Genomic DNA, 15,312 nt, shown 5'->3' with positions numbered 1-15,312 from the left:
CGCTCAGCGGCTGGCGACGTCGGTCCTCAGCATGTCGTCGAAGCCTGGGATCACGCTCCAGCGTTCCTGCGCTGGATCGTAGATCAGACTGCGGAGTGAGCGACCGCCGGCTTCGCCCGCATTCTGGCCGTTCTCAGCGAACTCGATCTCGCCGGTGATCCCGGTGAAGTCACGCGACCGCAGTACATCAACGAGCGCCTGCGCCGTGACCGGTGTGCCATCCTCGATTTGCGCGACGGCTTGTTTCACCACCAAAGCGGAATCGAACGCGACCGCTTCCTGGCGCTTGGCCGCGTCGAGTTCGCCAAAGTCCTTCTCGAAACGGCGGGAATCGGGAAGTCCGCGCACCTCTGCCGGGCTCGACACAACGTCGGTCATGTCGAACAGGCGGGTATGCTGGATATCCATCTCGCGCCCCAGATCGCGCACTGCCTTGCCAGTGTTCCAACCGCCCAGCAGGGCAGCGCGCTCTGGCTGGTCGGCGCGGTACATGTTGACCGCAAGGGCGATGAAGTCGCTCGACAGGCCGACGACCACAACCATCTTGCGCTCGTTGAAGTGACGCTGCTGGGCAGGGCGCTCGAGGCTGTCCATGATCTTGCCGCGCAGGTAGGAGATGTCGTGGACCTTGTCCTCGCGCATCCACTGGTTCCACTCGGGCAGGTTGTCCTTGATCCGGTCGAAGAACACCTCGCCATAGGTCTTCTCGGTCGAATTTGGGACGGATTCGTAAAGCAGCACCAGCTCGGTTCCGCTTGTCACCGTGCTGCGCGCCAGAAGCGCGAACTGCTTGGCCCGTTCATCGACGCCCGATCCGACGCGAAACAGCGGCAGCGGGCTCTCGTCCCATCCGATCGCCTGTCGCGGCGCCGCAGTCGTCAGGATGATCGCCGGTTCGCGCCCGCTTTCTTCGACCACGTTCAGCACTTCCGGCGTGAGTTCGGTGATCGAAGGGCCGACGATCGCAATGACGTTGCGTTTCTCAAGGTTGGCCTTGAGCGCTTCGATCAGTTCGGGCGCATCGCGGCCCTTCATTGCATCGAGCGTCGCGGTAAGGTGGATCACGTCGATATCGCTGCCGCTCAGCGCCGATGTGAGGCCAAGCCGCTGGTCCTCGCCAAAGCCTTCCTCGGGATAGATGCCAAGCACGATTGGCGTCATGTCCTCGGGCGGCGGAGGAGGCGACTTGCCAAACGGGTTGAAGAACTGCGCCGCGATGACGAGCGCGGCGACGAGAGCAAGAGCCGCAGCGCCAGCAGGCACAAAGCGTTTCCACGACGATCCTCCAGCGCTCGACGCTGCCGGAGGGGGCGTTGGTGCCGGTCGGCTGGCGGCCGCGCTGGTGAGGCCCTGCACAGCCGTGTCGCCTGCTGTTGCACCTTCGCCATTGGGCTGGCCTGCGATCTTGTGGATCGAATCGAGGAACTCGGGCCAGTTCGCGCTCTGCGTGGGGTTCTCGCTCGCGTCCTGCAACTCGGCCGCCTGGATGCGGCGGAAACCGCGCGGGATGACGACCTCGTCGATCAGCGCGGGGACCAGTTTGTCGTCCTCTACCCCGTCTTCGGCCTCTTCCTTGACCCAGTTCGAGCGGATCGAGGTCTTCGACCAAACCACTACGATTGCAGCGGATTTCTTGATCGCCTTGTCGATGACGTCGTCGAATTCCTCGCCTGCGCGGATGTCGCGGTCCCACCAGACCGAGTAGCCTTCCGCCTGCAAGGCCTCTGCGATGAAGCCGACGCGTTCGCGGTCCTGCCGCGAGTATGAGATGAATATGTCCACCTGGTATGCCCCCTATGAAGCATCTTATGTCGCGCGCGTGTCTCCGTAAAGATGGATGTGCAACCTGTCCGACATGCGAAATCCCTGTTCGAGACACAGCGGTGCAAGCCACTCCTGACGGGCCCGCTGAGCCTCGCTCGTGGTCCCTTCGGCCATCAGGAAGATGCGCTTTGACGGGATGCGGTGACGACGCTGCAGTTCGAGCACTTCGGCGACGTCTCCTGGCTCGGCAATCACGAACTTGAAGAAGGCGCGCGGGTCTGCGGCGTAGTCGTCCAGGCGCTCGGCGATCAGCGCCAGCGAAGCATCGTTGCCCGAATGCGCGAGCTTGGGGCTGACATTGTACTGGTCGACCCGGATGTCGACATGGGCGCTCGCCCGCGTCGTGCCGTTGGTTTCCACTTCGACTTCGATATCAGGCAGGATCGCGAGCATGTCAGCAAGCGGTCCGCACTGGATCAGCGGTTCGCCCCCGGTGATGACGAGGCGTTTCTGCCCCACCGCCGCGATCTTGGCCGCTGCCTTAGCGGGTGAGAGCGCGACCTGATTGGCCTTGCGCTCATACTCGATCCCGTCGCGGTGGGGTCGATTGTCGCCTTCGAACCGCCAGGTATAAGCCGTGTCGCACCAGGTGCATGCAAGGTTGCAGCGCGACAGGCGGATGAAGGCCACCGGCGTGCCCATGCTTGGCCCTTCGCCCTGGATCGAGGCGAAGATCTCGGCCTTTCCATTGTCGTCAGTGGCGCAAATCAGATCAGCCATGTTTTCAGCACCTTATCCGAGAAGTGGACCGCATGTTACACGGTCCAGGGCGAAAACGGCCAAAGTGTAACCTTGCGCGGCAAAAGTGTGACCTTGGGCGTCCGATCGGTTCTGACGAACATCGCAAAGGAAGATGGGCATAGCTGCAAACATGCCGCTCACTATTGCATGAATTGCCTGTGTAGGAAATTTCTACAGGCCTCGCGCTGCCAGCCAGCGGCCTCTCGCCTCGGCCAGTTCGGTCGAGGAGTTGGAGGCGGTCATGGCGGCCCATCCGCTGCCCGTGGCCGGGTCATAGACGACTTGCGACTTGTACGGTCCGTTCGAACCGGATTGCCAACTCAGCAGATTGCCAGAGACCATACGCACGCGCCCGCCGATCGTGTAGTTCTCCTCCTCGGTGGTTATTTGGTGGAGGCTTTCGATACTCTCTTGCGACAGGCCTCCCGAATAGGCCCAGTCGATCATTCTCAGCAATTCAACCGGGGTCGAGACCAGACCTCCGGCGCACTTCAGGAAGGGCGGGAATGGACGCACCGGCTCGGCAGGTTCGGGCGAATTGGCAAGGGCGGGCGTCCCCGCATCGAAGCGTGAAGCCGACATGCCGGCAGGCTTGAGCACTTCGTCGATTGCGACTTGCTCGATGGATTTGCCGCTCGCAGCTTCGATCGCGGCCTGAACGATGATCCAGTTGCCCAGATCATAGGACCAATCGCGCTCGGCATCGATCTCTCCTGCAGCAAACCTGTTGGCCGCTTCTATCGCGGAGAGATCGGCCGTGGCGATGGATGGATCAGAGCGAAAAGCGGGCAAGAGGTCGTCGGGCAAGCCGGACCGATTGGCGAGAAGGCTGCGAAGCGTGATCTCACGCGCGCCCGGTCCGGCATAGTCAGGCAACAGGGCGCTGAGACTGGAATCGAGTGACAGCCTGCCCTCGTCAGCCAGTCGCAACGCGATCAGCGTGCAGGTGTATTTCGCAAGGCTTCCGGCTTGAAACTGACTGTCCGAAGACAGCGACCGGCTCGCATACACATCGACGCGGTCATCCGGGTCGAGCCATGCCTCGACCCCGAGATCGATGTGCGCCGCCATAGCCAAAACGAGAGAAAACATGGTCGGAGGCGCTATCCCAACCGCGCCAGCGCTGCTGTCAGCCGCTCGACCTCGCCCGAGTGGTGCGCGAAGTCGGCCTTGGCTTTCTCGACCGCTTCGGGCTTGGCGCGTTCGACGAAGTTGGTGTTCGACAGCCTGCCTTCGAGGCTCTTTGCTTCCTTTTGGCTGGCGGCTAGCGCCTTTTCGAGGCGGGATTTCTCGGCGTCGATATCGATGATCCCTTCGAGCGGGATGACGAAGACGTCGCCAAGAGCCGTGACCTGCATCGCCGGGCCATCGGGCGCGTCGCCGTGGACCACCGGGGTCAGGCGAGCGAGGCGTTCGATAGCTGCGGACGAGCGGTCGATGGTGCTGGTCGCGAGCGCGCTCGCCTCAGGCACATAGGCCGCGAGCTTTGCTCCCGGCGGGATGCCCAGCTCGTTCTTGGCGCTGCGAACATTGGTGGTGAGGTCGATCACCCAGTCAATCGCGTCGGTTGCATCCTTGCTGACTTCCGCGCGCGGGTCGGGCCACGCAGCGGTGATGAGGTCGTATTTGCGCTCACCCCCACGGTAAGTGGCTTGGGCGTGCCACAGCTCTTCGGTGATGAAGGGCATGAAGGGGTGAAGCATGACAAGGATCTGGTCGAGCGCCCAACCGGCAACCTCGCGGGTTTCCTTGGCGGGCATGGCGTCCGGATCGGAACCTTCCGCAAAGACCGGCTTGATGAGCTCAAGATACCAGTCGCAGAACTTCGACCAGGTGAACTGGTAGATCGCATTCGCCGCCGCGTCGAAGCGCAGGTCGGCCATCGCCGCCTCGATCTCTTCGCACGCGGCCTGAACCTCGCCGATGATCCACTGGTTCGCGGCAAGACGCGCGGTCGGGGCCTTAAGTGTGGTCGATGCGCCGATGCCGTTCGACTGGCAAAAGCGCGTCGCGTTCCAGAGTTTCGTCGCGAAGTTGCGGTAACCCTCGACCCGCTTCTCATCCATCTTGATGTCGCGGCCCTGGCTTTCCATCGCCGCCATGAAGAAGCGCAGCGCGTCCGCGCCGAACTGGTCGATCAGGCCGAGCGGATCGACGACATTGCCCTTCGACTTCGACATCTTCGAGCCATCGGCCGCGCGCACGAGGCCGTGCAGATAGAGGCGCGGCCACGGGGCCTCGCCCATATTGTACTGCCCCATCATCATCATGCGCGCATCCCAGAAGAACAGGATGTCGAAACCGGAAATGAGCAGCGAGTTGGGAAAGTGCTTGCCCAAGAGGTCGGTCTTTTCCGGCCAGCCGAGCGTGGCAAACGGCCACAGCGCGCTAGAGAACCACGTGTCGAGGACGTCTGGGTCTTGCGTCAGTTCAACGCCCTCACCGGCCTGCGCTTGCGCTGCATCTTCGCTCTCTGCGACAAAAACATTCCCATCCGCGTCGAACCAAGCCGGGATCCGATGCCCCCACCATAGCTGGCGAGAGATGCACCAGGGCAGGATGTTCTCCATCCAATTGTAGAAGGTCTTTTCCCAAACCTTCGGCACGATCTCGATTGTCCCATCGCGCACGTCCTGAAGCGGCTTTGCTGCGAGGGCTTTCTGATCGAGGTACCACTGATCTGTCAGCCATGGCTCGATTACCACGCCGCCGCGATCACCAAATGGCGTTGCGATTGCACGCGGTTCAGCGTCGTGCTCGACCTCTTCGCCTTTCTTGCTCTTCGCGATATGCGGGATCAGGTAGCCCTGCTCCTTGAGCCGCTGAACCACCAATTCACGCGCGCCATCCTTGCCGTCCCGTTTGAAGCGATGCAGGCCGACGAATTCCTCAGGCACCAGCCCGTCTGCCGTCTGGCAGACATCGGCGTTGCCATCGAGCATGTTGAGCATGTCGTCGGTTTCAAAGCCTGCACGCTTGCCCACGTCGAAGTCATTGAAGTCGTGACCCGGCGTGATCTTCACCGCGCCCGAGCCAAGCTCGGGATCGGCGTGTTCGTCGGCGACGATGGGAATGCGGCGACCGGTGATCGGCAGGATCACGTGCTTGCCGACAACACTCTTGTAGCGCTCATCGTTGGGGTGAACCGCGACCGCCATGTCGGCGAGCATCGTCTCGGGGCGCGTGGTCGCGACCTCGATGTAATCTTGCCCCGAATCCAGCGTCACGCCGTCCGCGAGCGGATACTTGAAGTGCCAAAAGTGGCCGGGGATCGTCTGCTGCTCGACCTCAAGATCGCTGATCGCGGTCTTGAGCTTGGGGTCCCAGTTCACCAGCCGCTTGTCGCGGTAGATGAGGCCATCGTTGTAGAGGTCGACAAAGGTCTTGAGCACGGCTTTCGTAAAGTGCTCGTCCATCGTGAACTGCTCGCGCGACCAGTCCATCGAACATCCAAGCCGGCGCAGCTGATTGGTGATGGTCCCGCCGCTTTCGTGCTTCCATTCCCACACCTTCTCGACGAAGCCTTCGCGCGAGTAATTGGTGCGCTTGTCCTGGCGCTCTTCCATCTGGCGCTCGACCACCATCTGCGTCGCAATGCCCGCATGGTCGGTCCCGACCACCCACAGCGCGTCTTTGCCGCGCAGGCGCTCATAGCGGATCACGATATCCTGAAGCGTGTTGTCGAGCGCGTGGCCGATGTGAAGCGAGCCCGTGACGTTGGGCGGCGGGTTCACGATGGTGAAGGGTTCCGCATCAGGGCGCTCAGGGCGGAAACCGCCGGTTTCTTCCCAGTGGGCATACCACCGCTTCTCAATCGCAGCGGGGTCGAAAGTCGTAGAGAGTTCAGTGCTCATAGCCGATGGCCAATGCCACTGCCATTCGCGCGTGCCAACCGCCTATTTGGCGAGAATTGCATCAATCTCAGCATTGGCCTTGGCACGCAGCTGGCGCTTGCAGTCGCGAAAGGCGGGCTGGCTTGCCATTTCGCTTGCGCGCTGGACTGCAATGTCGATCAAGGTCTCCGGCGAAACGATCTCGTCCACGAGGCCTGTAGCAGCCGCCTGCTCGGGTCCGAACAGCTGCGAGGTAAGCGCAAGTCTGCGCCGCCATACCGGGTCCAGCCAATGGTCGATGATCGCTTGCGGGACAGTCGGAAAAGGGAGCCCGGCTTTCGCTTCGGGAAGGCCGATCTTGTAGTCGCAATCAGCCGCAACGACCCAGTCCGAACACAGCATCATGATGCCGCCAGCCCCGATCGAATGGCCGTTGACCGCGGAAACCAGCGGGCAGGGCAAGCGGTGCATGTCCGCCATCATGTGATTGATTGCCTCGCGCGTCTCCTCGCGTGTTTCGTCGGTGAAGTTTTCCGCGACCTTGCGGTCCATTCCGCGGCTGTAATCGGAGCCTGCACCGGTGAGGACGACGGCTTGGACGTCGCTCGATGCGGCCATTTCGCGGAAACGGCGCGAGGCTTCGCGCATGATTTCTGCATGGACGGTGTTGTATGGAGGATTGTCGAGCGTCACCAGCGTCACATCGCCGCGTTGTTCGATGCCCAGATGGTCCATATGCCACTCCTCCCTCAGCGCGCGTCGCAGTCTCTCGATTGCCTCAGTAGCGTCCAAATTGCCACAATCGTTGTATGATTTAACCAACACACCGCTTGAGCCGAGCGGGAAAGTTGCGCATACGCTTGAGGCAATGGACGGCGGCGCTCAATTCACGCTTCACGATGAGGAAGGCGGCGGGACGATGCTCGCGCTGTCGGGGCCGCTGCTTGTCTCGACCATTGGCAAGCTTGAGCGCGAGCTCAGCCGCTTAGGGCACGAGGTAGGCCGGGTCGATCTCTCCGATGTTGAGGAAATGGACACGGTTGGCGCGTGGGTCGTGTGCCGGTTCGCCACGCATCAATCCGCCGCCATCACCGGAACCACCCCGTCTGCAAAGCGCCTGCTCGAAGCGGTCGAGGCCGCATCGAGCGATGTCGAAATCACCCCGGACCGCACCCCTGTCTGGGAGCGTGTGCCGCTTGCGCTGGGCGAAAAGGTCTATGCCGCACGCTCGGGCGTTTACGGGGTGGTCGGATTTTTCGGACAGATCCTGATCGGATTTGGCAGCCTGCTGCGGCATCCTTCGACCTTCCCGTTGAAGGCGACCGTGCGCCAGATGGAGATGGTCGGCGTGGCGGCCCTGCCGATCATCGGGCTTATGAGCTTCCTCATCGGTATCGTCATCGCGCAGCAGGGCGCGGTCCAGCTGGCGCAGTTCGGGGCAGAGACGCTGACCGTGAACCTCGTGGGCCGCATTACTTTGCGAGAGCTTGGCGTGCTGATGACCGCGATCATGGTCGCAGGCCGTTCAGGAAGCGCCTTTGCCGCGCAGATCGGGACGATGAAGCTGACCGAAGAAGTCGACGCGATGCGCACGATCGGCATTTCTCCGATCGAACGGCTTGTCATCCCGCGCATCCTCGCCTGCACCTTCATGATGGTGGTGCTGGGCTTTTACGCCTCGATCGTCGGCATCGTCGGCGGCGCGGTCGTTGGGCATCTGTCGCTCGGCATCCCGTTCTTCACCTTCCTTGAACGTATTCAGGAAGTGGTGCCGTTGCACGATGTCTGGGTTGGCCTCGTCAAGGCGCCGGTCTTCGGCCTGATCGTCGCGCTGGCGGGCTGCTATCACGGGATGCAGGTCAAGGGGAATTCCGAGCAGGTCGGCATTCGCACGACGATGGCAGTGGTCTCGGCCATCTTCGCCGTCATCGTTCTCGACGCATTCTTTGCGGTGTTCTTCACCGAGATCGGCTGGGGCTGAGGCATGGCAGACAAGCGCGCAATGACCGTCCAGCACAACGCAGAGCTTCATCCCGAAGACCACGACCGCTTTGCCTCGCATCCGCCCATCGTTGTTGAAGGGCTGGTCAACAAGTTCGGCGATTTTGCCGTGCATGACGGGCTCGACCTCGAAGTCCGGCGTGGGGAGATCCTCGGCGTCGTCGGCGGATCGGGAACGGGTAAATCGGTGCTCATGCGCTCGATCATCGGGCTTCAGACACCCACCGCCGGGCGGATCGAGGTGCTGGGCCGCTGCATCACCGATGGCGACCCGGACGAGAATGTCGGCGTGCGCTGCCGCTGGGGCGTATTGTTCCAGGGCGGGGCGCTGTTCTCGACACTGACCGTCGGCGAGAATGTCGAGGTTCCGCTCAAGCAATTTTACCCTGAGCTTTCCGACGACCTGCGCAAGGAGATCGCGCGCTACAAGGTGCTGCTCTCCGGCCTTCCAGAAGAAGCCGTCGCCAAGTTTCCATCCGAGCTTTCAGGCGGCATGAGAAAGCGCGCAGGTCTTGCCCGCGCTCTGGCGCTCGACCCCGAATTGCTTTTCCTCGATGAGCCGACCGCGGGTCTCGATCCCATCGGCGCGGCCAAGTTCGACAGCCAGACGCGCGAATTGAAAGAGACGCTGGGCCTTACCGTTTTTCTCATCACGCACGATCTCGATACGCTTTACGAGATTTGCGACCGGGTCGCGGTGCTCGCCGACAAGAAGGTCATCGCGGTCGGTACGATCCCCGAATTGCTTGAGACTCGCCATCCGTGGATCGACGAATATTTCAACGGCCCGCGCGGTCGCGGGGCAATGACCGCGCATCGCCTGAACGCCGGTCGCCGCGCAGCCGATTGGGGGGATTAATCCAGTGGCACTTGCACAACATATTGGACAGGCGCGCGTTTGCGCGTTCATAGGGTAGCGCAATGGAAACGAGAGCCAATCACCTCTGGGTCGGTGCGGTTACGCTGGCGCTGCTTGCAGCAATGGCGGCGTTTATCGTCTGGATCGCGCGGCTGAACCAGGGCGACGTCAACGAATACGACATCTTCTATGCGCAGTCGGTTTCCGGCCTCGCGCAGGGTAGCCAGGTCGCGTACGCCGGCGTCCCGGTCGGGCAGGTGGTCGATATTGCGCTGTCCGAGGACGATCCTGAATTCGTGCGCGTGCGTATCCGGGTGCGGGACGAGGTACCGATCCTGATCGGAACCACGGCGACGATCCAGTCGAGCTTTACCGGTGTTTCGACCATCCTGCTCGACGGCGCGCGCGGCGGTGCTCCGGCCATCACCTGCGACACCACGGCGTGCCCGGAAGGTAGACCTGTTATCCCGCCCAAGGATGGCGGCATCAACGCGCTCCTCAACAACGCGCCGTTGCTGCTGGAGCGGCTGGCAACGCTGACCGAGAACCTGAACATCCTGCTTGGCCCTGAGAACCAGGATAACCTGCGCGGTATTCTGGCAAACTCAAACCGTCTGACGAACGAGCTTGCAGATGCAGCACCTCGTCTTGAAGGCACCTTTGCCGAGTTCGAGATTGCGCTTCGCGAAGCAGGCGAGGCGCTTGACGCTTTCGAAACGGCGACACGCTCGACCGATCAACTGATCAATCAGGAAGGCCCGCTTCTGGCCGAAGAACTGCGCGGCACCTTGCGCAGCGCGAACGAGGCGGCGGCTGCGCTCGCGGCGACGCTGGAAGACACGCGGCCCGCCGCGCGTCAGCTGCGCGAGGGCACCTTGCCCGCAGCCGAGGCGACCCTGCGCGACTTGCGCAGCACCAGTCGCTCGCTTCGCGCCATTACCGAACAGATCGAAACGCAAGGGGCAGGTTCGCTGCTCGGGGGACAGGCGCTGCCTGATTATGAGCCATGAAAACTGCGAGAATGATCAAACCGGCTTTCACCCTTTCCGCGCTTGTGGGCGCAAGCCTCGCACTGTCTGCCTGCGTGAGCCTCGGCGGGGCAGAGCCACCTGAAAGCCTGCTAAGCCTGACGCCGACCGCGATGGCGCCGGCTGGCTCGGGCGCATCGCACAACCGTGCAGGGGAATCCTCGGCAATCGCGGTGCTCACTCCCGAAGTCCCGGCCAAGCTCGACGTGCAGCGCGTGCCGGTGAACGTCTCTGACACCGAGATCGCCTACCTGCAGGAAGCCGTCTGGGTCGAAAAGCCCGCGCGATTGTTCCGCCGCCTCTTGGGCGAAACACTGCGCACGCGCGGTTCGATGCTGGTGCTTGATGGCGAGGATTCGCCCACGGTTGCGACGCGTTACCTGCGCGGCAGCCTTATTGAGCTCGGCTATGACGCGCCGACTTCGTCGGTGGTGGTGAGCTTCAATGCGATCCTGACCAGCGACGATGGCACGGTCACTTCGCGGCGCTTTGAAACGCGCGAAGAGGGTATTCTTGCTGAAGCGTCTGATGTGGGCCCGGCGCTTAACCGCGCGGCGAACACGCTCGCTGGCGACGTCGCTGACTGGGCGATTGCGAACCCTTAATCGGAAGCTGCAAGCCGCACGAATTTTCGTGCGCGCAGGTAATCGGATTCTCGTTTAGTTCGGCGTTCCTCGGCTTCTTCGTCGCGGCCCCACAGTTCCGCCTGCCACTCTTCTTCAAGGCTAGCGGCGTGCCACAGAGCGAGCGCATCGGCATCCGGCTCGCTCGCTTCGAGCGCGACCATCAGCGACGCGGCGAGCGATGTCATCGCCTCGATCCCTGCAAGCGCAAACGGAGTTTGCTTGCCGAGCGCGCTTCGCAATGCGGTCAGCGCCGCCTCGCTTTGTGGCCGATGCACGATGCCGCTCACCCGCACGAGTTCGATGCCGTGGCGCTCTTCGAAACGCTTCGTGATCGGTTCCCACACCTCTTTCTGGCGCGCAAAGAGCGGCTCGTCCGGATCGGCGCGGTAGAGCAGCGTGTCGGTGTCGCCATAGGTTAGCACTTTATCCGCGACAGCTGCAGGATCGGGCGCGATCACATCGAGCGCGTAATCGGCCATATCGCGCAAGGGGAGCGTGGCTGGATCGATTTTCTCGCCCTGCGCATCCCATTCCGCCGCCAGCGTTCGGGCGAGTGCCTCGGTGGGCACGATCTGGCCTGCGCCCTTCTGGGTGCGTATCGCACGCCCGTCGAGCGTGACTTGCCACCCACCCAGCGCGGGCTGGATGTCAACTTCCCTATAAAATCGCTTCACGGTTTATCCATGCCTTCGGGCAGATGCGTGTCGCGGGCCTTGAAGCGCCGCGCGAGAAGGGGAGGTCCGAAGAAGAACGCGACGAGCCCGCCCACCGCAAGCGCGACGCCCAGCCAGTAAGGCGCAGGCACGACAGCGCGGGCAATCGCGATGCCGAGCAGCACCGCGCCAATCGCGGCAAAGCGGGTGAGTTGCAGGTAGACGTAGCGCTGCTGTGCGCGCTCGCGTTCTTCGTCTGTGTAAGTGCTCAAGAGGCGCGCTCCAGTTCTTCGCGCAGGGCCGCTGCATCGCTAACGACCACATCGGCGCCGCTCGCTTCGAGTTCTTCGCTTGTGTGATAGCCCCACGCGACCCCGATCCCGCGCACCCGGCCAGCGCGGGCCATCTGCATGTCGAAACTCGTGTCGCCGATCATCACCGTGTTTGCGGGCTGAGCAGCGGCTTCGAACAAAGCGGCCTCGAGCATCGCAGGATGGGGCTTGGATGGATGGCGGTCGGCGGTCTGGAGCGAGACGAACAGGTCGGTGAGGCCGTGGGTCGCAAGGCAGGCGGTGAGCCCGCGATCCGATTTGCCCGTGGCGACCGCGAGGCTCCAGCCGTCGTCATGCAAAGCATGGAGCAGCTCGGCGATACCGTCATAGAGCGGTTCGCTCAGCAGGCCTTCCTCGCGCCGGGCGCGGAAGGAGGACTTGTAGAATTCGGTGAGGTCTCGCTGCTTGCGCACGTCCTCATCAGGAGCGAGTTCGCGGATCGCAACCGGCAGGCTCAAGCCCACAAGGCGGCGGACCTGTGCAGGATCGGGCTCGGGAAGCCGCGCTTTCTGGAAAGCATGCGCCATCGCCCACAGGACATCGGCCTGCCCATCGACAAGCGTGCCATCGCAATCGAAGACGGCGAGCCTCGTCACTTCTTGCGACCCTTCGGATTGCCCGGACCCTTGCCCTTGGAGGGGCCCTTGGCCTTCTTCTTCGCCGTTACCTTCGACGTCGCGCGGGTGCGTCGCTCGCCGCGGCGGTCTTTGCGGAATTGTTTGGCGTGTCGGCGCGCGGCCTGCTTTTTCTCCGCAGGCGTGCGCTCGGGCGCTTCGTCGCGGATCGGGGAGGCATCGCTGAGCGACAGATCGAAGCCGAGCGATTCCATGCTGGTCGCAAAATGTTCGGGCAGGTCGGCGGTCACGTCGAGCTTGCCGCCCGCGCCCCCTTTGTTCTTTGCGCTCTCAGGTGTGCCGATGATCAGGCGGCGCGCGTGCAGGTGCATTTTGCGGCTGATCGCGCCGGTGAGAAACGCATCCTGCCCGCCATATTTGCCGTCGCCCACAATCGGGTGGCCGATCGCCGCCAAATGAACGCGCAGCTGGTGGGTGCGGCCGGTCAGCGGCTCAAGCTCCACCCATGCCGCGCGCGTGCCTGCCCGCTCGACCACACGGTAGCGGGTCTTCGCGCTCTGGCCGCCTTCCTCGTCGACATGCATCTTCTCGCCGCCTGTTCCCGGCTGCTTGGCGAGCGGGGCGTCGATAGTGCCTTCGCGCACTTCGGGAACGCCCACGACCAGCGCCCAGTAGACCTTGCGCGCGCTTCGGCCTGAGAACTTGCGCGAATAAGTCGCCGCGCTTCCCGGTGTGCGTGCAATCAGCAGCACGCCCGAGGTATCCTTGTCGAGCCGGTGGACGAGGCGCGGGCGCGGGGCGTCCTCCTCCTCATCATCGACAAAGGCATCGAGCAGCCCGTCGACATGCTTGGTCGTTTTGCTCCCGCCCTGCGTCGCGAGGCCCGGAGGCTTGTTGAGCACGATGGCGCTCGGCGTTTCGCGGATCACCATGGCGTGTGCCTCGGCAATCTCTTCCTCGGTGAGAGGGCGGCGCGGCTTGGGACCGCGTTTCTGGTCCTCACCGCCAGGGGGAACGCGCAGAACCTGTCCTGCTTCGAGCCGATCCTCAGGCTTTACCCGCCCGCCATCCACGCGCACCTGACCGGTCCGCGCCCAGCGCGAAATGGTCGCAAAGCCGATCTTGGGAAGGTTGCGCTTGAACCAGCGGTCGAGGCGGATTCCGTCATCGTCGTCCGAGACGGTGAACTGGCGTACTTCGTTTGCATTCTTGTTCATGATGAACTCTGCCCCATGACAAGACCGATAATGAAAGCGGCCATCCCGGCGATCACCGAGACACCGACATAGGCGAGGGCTGGGAGGTATGCAGCGCGGTGCATCATCGTCACCATCTCTGCGCTGAACGCGCTGAACGTCGTGAACCCGCCGAGCACGCCGACCCCGATGAGCAGCCGCAGCGTCTCGCCCGTTTGCGCGGCCACGCTTGCCCGCGCCAGCCAGCCGAACAGAAGGCCCATCGCAAGGCTGCCAACCACGTTGACGGCAAGGGTCGGCCAGGGGAATGTCGCGCCCGAAGGCGCCATATGCGTGACCAGCCGTCCCGCCTGATAGCGGCCGACAGCACCGATCCCGCCGCCAAGGGCGACGTAGAGCGATGCAAGGGCTGGGGAGAGTGAAGCGGTGCTCATGAGCGGTCCGCATTAGCGACAAGGTGGCTGCGCCGCCACAGTGAAAGCACTCCAAGCCTTGCCATTTTCGCCGCTGAGCGTTATGTGGGCTCCAGTTTCAGCGCGACCGAGCCTTAGGAAGGTGGGTTTCGCGCCGTTTTTAGCGTCAAATTTACGCGCATTCCCGCGATTCGGTTTAGCGGGCTCGGCGCATTTGAAATGAGGTAGTAGTCGTTTATGCAAATCATGGTTCGCGATAACAATGTCGATCAGGCCCTGCGCGCTCTCAAGAAGAAGCTGCAGCGCGAAGGTGTGTATCGCGAGATGAAGCTGCGTCGTCACTACGAAAAGCCCAGCGAAAAGCGCGCCCGTGAAAAGGCAGCCGCCGTTCGCCGCGCTCGCAAGCTCGAGCGTAAGCGCATGGAGCGCGACGGCATCAAGTAAGATGCCGCGAAGGGCAGCGGCTTTGTGCCGAGGCCCTTCAGCCAAAGTGGGAACCGGTTTTGCGCCCGGAAGGGACGAGCCGAAAACAAGCGCGAAACGCTTGAAACCCGCCACTGGATAAGCCATCAGGGCGCGGACAGTCTCCGCGCCCTTTTGCTTATGGGGCGCCTGCTTTCTTCAGGGATCATCAATGGCCGAAATTACCCGCGTTCCGCTTCAGCCCGTTGCCAAGGGCTCGCTGATCAAGATCTGGCTCGGCGTCATCGTCGCGCTGCTGGTGGGCGCAAGCCTCGCTTTCGCAGCTGTGCCCAAGGGTTTCAGCATCGACACGCTGGTCGCGGGCGAAGGGCCGAACCCTGAGCAGGGCGACATGGTCTTCGTAAAGTACAAGGGCTCGCTCGCCTCCACCGGCGAAGTGTTCGACGAATCGCAGGACATCCCGCTCCCGATCGAAGGCGTCTTTCCCGAAGGCAGCCCGTTCCCGGTCGAGCCTGATTCCACCATCGAAGGCTTTTACCAGGGCCTCCAGCAAATGCAGAAGGGCGGGAAGTACGAGCTCTATATCCCGTCCGACATGGCCTATGGTGCAGAGCCGCCTTCCGGCGCGCCGATTCCGCCGAACGCAGACCTCGTGTTCGAGATCGAAGTGGTCGATATCATGAGCCGCGAAGTCTTTGATCGGAACCTAACGATCCTGCAACGCGCCATGCAGGGCGGTCTTGGAGGCCCTCCGGAAGGTCAGGCGCAGGACGTGCCGGGCGCAGTACCACCGCAATAATCTTAAAGC

General features: G+C 62.8%; 16 protein-coding genes. 6 read left to right on the top strand and 10 right to left on the bottom strand.

What is annotated here, in order from left to right:
• Positions 1–3 precede the first annotated feature (3 nt).
• From AC0V6T_RS10955 to AC0V6T_RS10935, 5 genes are all read right to left on the bottom strand, one after another.
• Positions 4–1,782, bottom strand: coding sequence for a TIR domain-containing protein (locus AC0V6T_RS10955; RefSeq protein WP_486126829.1), 1,779 nt, complete (start codon positions 1,780–1,782; stop codon positions 4–6).
• Positions 1,783–1,806: 24 nt separating this feature from the next.
• Complete coding sequence (locus AC0V6T_RS10950) at positions 1,807–2,544, bottom strand: 7-carboxy-7-deazaguanine synthase QueE (protein WP_486126827.1); 738 nt, start codon at positions 2,542–2,544, stop codon at positions 1,807–1,809.
• Between the two features lie 192 nt (positions 2,545–2,736).
• Positions 2,737–3,657, bottom strand: coding sequence for a serine hydrolase domain-containing protein (locus tag AC0V6T_RS10945; RefSeq protein ID WP_486126825.1), 921 nt, complete (start codon positions 3,655–3,657; stop codon positions 2,737–2,739).
• 11 nt (positions 3,658–3,668) lie between these two features.
• A complete protein-coding gene (locus AC0V6T_RS10940; RefSeq protein WP_486126823.1) occupies positions 3,669–6,419 on the bottom strand; it encodes a valine--tRNA ligase in 2,751 nt (916 codons plus the stop codon).
• A gap of 42 nt (positions 6,420–6,461) precedes the next feature.
• Positions 6,462–7,133, bottom strand: a complete 672-nt coding sequence (locus AC0V6T_RS10935; protein WP_486126821.1) for an enoyl-CoA hydratase/isomerase family protein — start codon at positions 7,131–7,133, stop codon at positions 6,462–6,464.
• 133 nt (positions 7,134–7,266) lie between these two features.
• Here AC0V6T_RS10935 and AC0V6T_RS10930 point away from each other — a divergent pair, with 133 nt between their 5' ends.
• From AC0V6T_RS10930 to AC0V6T_RS10915, 4 genes are all read left to right on the top strand, one after another.
• Entirely contained in the window at positions 7,267–8,379 is a 1,113-nt protein-coding gene (locus AC0V6T_RS10930; RefSeq protein ID WP_007163229.1) for an ABC transporter permease, read from the top strand.
• 3 nt (positions 8,380–8,382) lie between these two features.
• Positions 8,383–9,258: an ABC transporter ATP-binding protein gene (locus AC0V6T_RS10925; protein WP_486126819.1), complete on the top strand. Its 876-nt coding sequence runs from the start codon at positions 8,383–8,385 to the stop codon at positions 9,256–9,258.
• 62 nt (positions 9,259–9,320) lie between these two features.
• The gene (locus AC0V6T_RS10920) at positions 9,321–10,268 is read left to right on the top strand and encodes an MlaD family protein (RefSeq protein ID WP_007163231.1); all 948 of its coding nucleotides are present in this window, start codon (positions 9,321–9,323) and stop codon (positions 10,266–10,268) included.
• Between the two features lie 11 nt (positions 10,269–10,279).
• Complete coding sequence (locus AC0V6T_RS10915; RefSeq protein ID WP_486126816.1) at positions 10,280–10,891, top strand: ABC-type transport auxiliary lipoprotein family protein; 612 nt, start codon at positions 10,280–10,282, stop codon at positions 10,889–10,891.
• Here the strand turns inward: AC0V6T_RS10915 and AC0V6T_RS10910 are convergent.
• Genes AC0V6T_RS10910 through crcB form a run of 5 tightly spaced genes read right to left on the bottom strand, consistent with a single transcriptional unit; the run spans position 10,888 to position 14,102 of the window.
• Entirely contained in the window at positions 10,888–11,586 is a 699-nt protein-coding gene (locus tag AC0V6T_RS10910; protein ID WP_486126814.1) for an ATP12 family chaperone protein, read from the bottom strand. The genes AC0V6T_RS10915 and AC0V6T_RS10910 overlap by 4 nt on opposite strands.
• Positions 11,583–11,837, bottom strand: coding sequence for a hypothetical protein (locus AC0V6T_RS10905; RefSeq protein WP_007163234.1), 255 nt, complete (start codon positions 11,835–11,837; stop codon positions 11,583–11,585). The genes AC0V6T_RS10910 and AC0V6T_RS10905 overlap by 4 nt, the downstream gene beginning before the upstream one ends.
• Positions 11,834–12,493, bottom strand: a complete 660-nt coding sequence (locus AC0V6T_RS10900) for an HAD-IA family hydrolase (RefSeq protein WP_486126812.1) — start codon at positions 12,491–12,493, stop codon at positions 11,834–11,836. Before AC0V6T_RS10900 ends, AC0V6T_RS10905 begins: the two co-directional genes overlap by 4 nt.
• Complete coding sequence (locus tag AC0V6T_RS10895; RefSeq protein WP_486126810.1) at positions 12,490–13,689, bottom strand: RluA family pseudouridine synthase; 1,200 nt, start codon at positions 13,687–13,689, stop codon at positions 12,490–12,492. Before AC0V6T_RS10895 ends, AC0V6T_RS10900 begins: the two co-directional genes overlap by 4 nt.
• Positions 13,686–14,102 carry a fluoride efflux transporter CrcB gene (gene crcB, locus AC0V6T_RS10890; protein ID WP_486126808.1) on the bottom strand — a complete coding sequence of 139 codons (417 nt, stop codon included), beginning with the start codon at positions 14,100–14,102 and terminating at the stop codon, positions 13,686–13,688. Before crcB ends, AC0V6T_RS10895 begins: the two co-directional genes overlap by 4 nt.
• A 216-nt stretch (positions 14,103–14,318) precedes the next feature.
• Here crcB and rpsU point away from each other — a divergent pair, with 216 nt between their 5' ends.
• Both rpsU and AC0V6T_RS10880 read left to right on the top strand, forming a co-directional pair.
• On the top strand, positions 14,319–14,525 hold the full coding sequence (gene rpsU, locus AC0V6T_RS10885) for a 30S ribosomal protein S21 (protein WP_006834591.1): 207 nt from the start codon (positions 14,319–14,321) through the stop codon (positions 14,523–14,525).
• 190 nt (positions 14,526–14,715) lie between these two features.
• Positions 14,716–15,303 carry an FKBP-type peptidyl-prolyl cis-trans isomerase gene (locus AC0V6T_RS10880; protein WP_486126805.1) on the top strand — a complete coding sequence of 196 codons (588 nt, stop codon included), beginning with the start codon at positions 14,716–14,718 and terminating at the stop codon, positions 15,301–15,303.
• Positions 15,304–15,312: the final 9 nt, after the last annotated feature.

The organism is Erythrobacter sp. S158 (assembly GCF_057364915.1).
The sequence above is the reverse complement of the archived record's forward strand: the minus strand, read 5'-3'. Positions and strand labels throughout refer to the sequence as shown.

Coding starts and splice junctions, on each gene's coding strand:
- AC0V6T_RS10950 (WP_486126827.1), bottom strand. CDS start 2,544: ATGGCTGATCTGATTTGCGCCACTGACGACAATGGAAAGGCCGAGATC.
- AC0V6T_RS10945 (WP_486126825.1), bottom strand. CDS start 3,657: ATGTTTTCTCTCGTTTTGGCTATGGCGGCGCACATCGATCTCGGGGTC.
- AC0V6T_RS10940 (WP_486126823.1), bottom strand. CDS start 6,419: ATGAGCACTGAACTCTCTACGACTTTCGACCCCGCTGCGATTGAGAAG.
- AC0V6T_RS10935 (WP_486126821.1), bottom strand. CDS start 7,133: ATGGACCATCTGGGCATCGAACAACGCGGCGATGTGACGCTGGTGACG.
- AC0V6T_RS10930 (WP_007163229.1), top strand. CDS start 7,267: ATGGACGGCGGCGCTCAATTCACGCTTCACGATGAGGAAGGCGGCGGG.
- AC0V6T_RS10925 (WP_486126819.1), top strand. CDS start 8,383: ATGGCAGACAAGCGCGCAATGACCGTCCAGCACAACGCAGAGCTTCAT.
- AC0V6T_RS10920 (WP_007163231.1), top strand. CDS start 9,321: ATGGAAACGAGAGCCAATCACCTCTGGGTCGGTGCGGTTACGCTGGCG.
- AC0V6T_RS10915 (WP_486126816.1), top strand. CDS start 10,280: ATGATCAAACCGGCTTTCACCCTTTCCGCGCTTGTGGGCGCAAGCCTC.
- AC0V6T_RS10895 (WP_486126810.1), bottom strand. CDS start 13,689: ATGAACAAGAATGCAAACGAAGTACGCCAGTTCACCGTCTCGGACGAC.
- crcB (WP_486126808.1), bottom strand. CDS start 14,102: ATGAGCACCGCTTCACTCTCCCCAGCCCTTGCATCGCTCTACGTCGCC.
- rpsU (WP_006834591.1), top strand. CDS start 14,319: ATGCAAATCATGGTTCGCGATAACAATGTCGATCAGGCCCTGCGCGCT.
- AC0V6T_RS10880 (WP_486126805.1), top strand. CDS start 14,716: ATGGCCGAAATTACCCGCGTTCCGCTTCAGCCCGTTGCCAAGGGCTCG.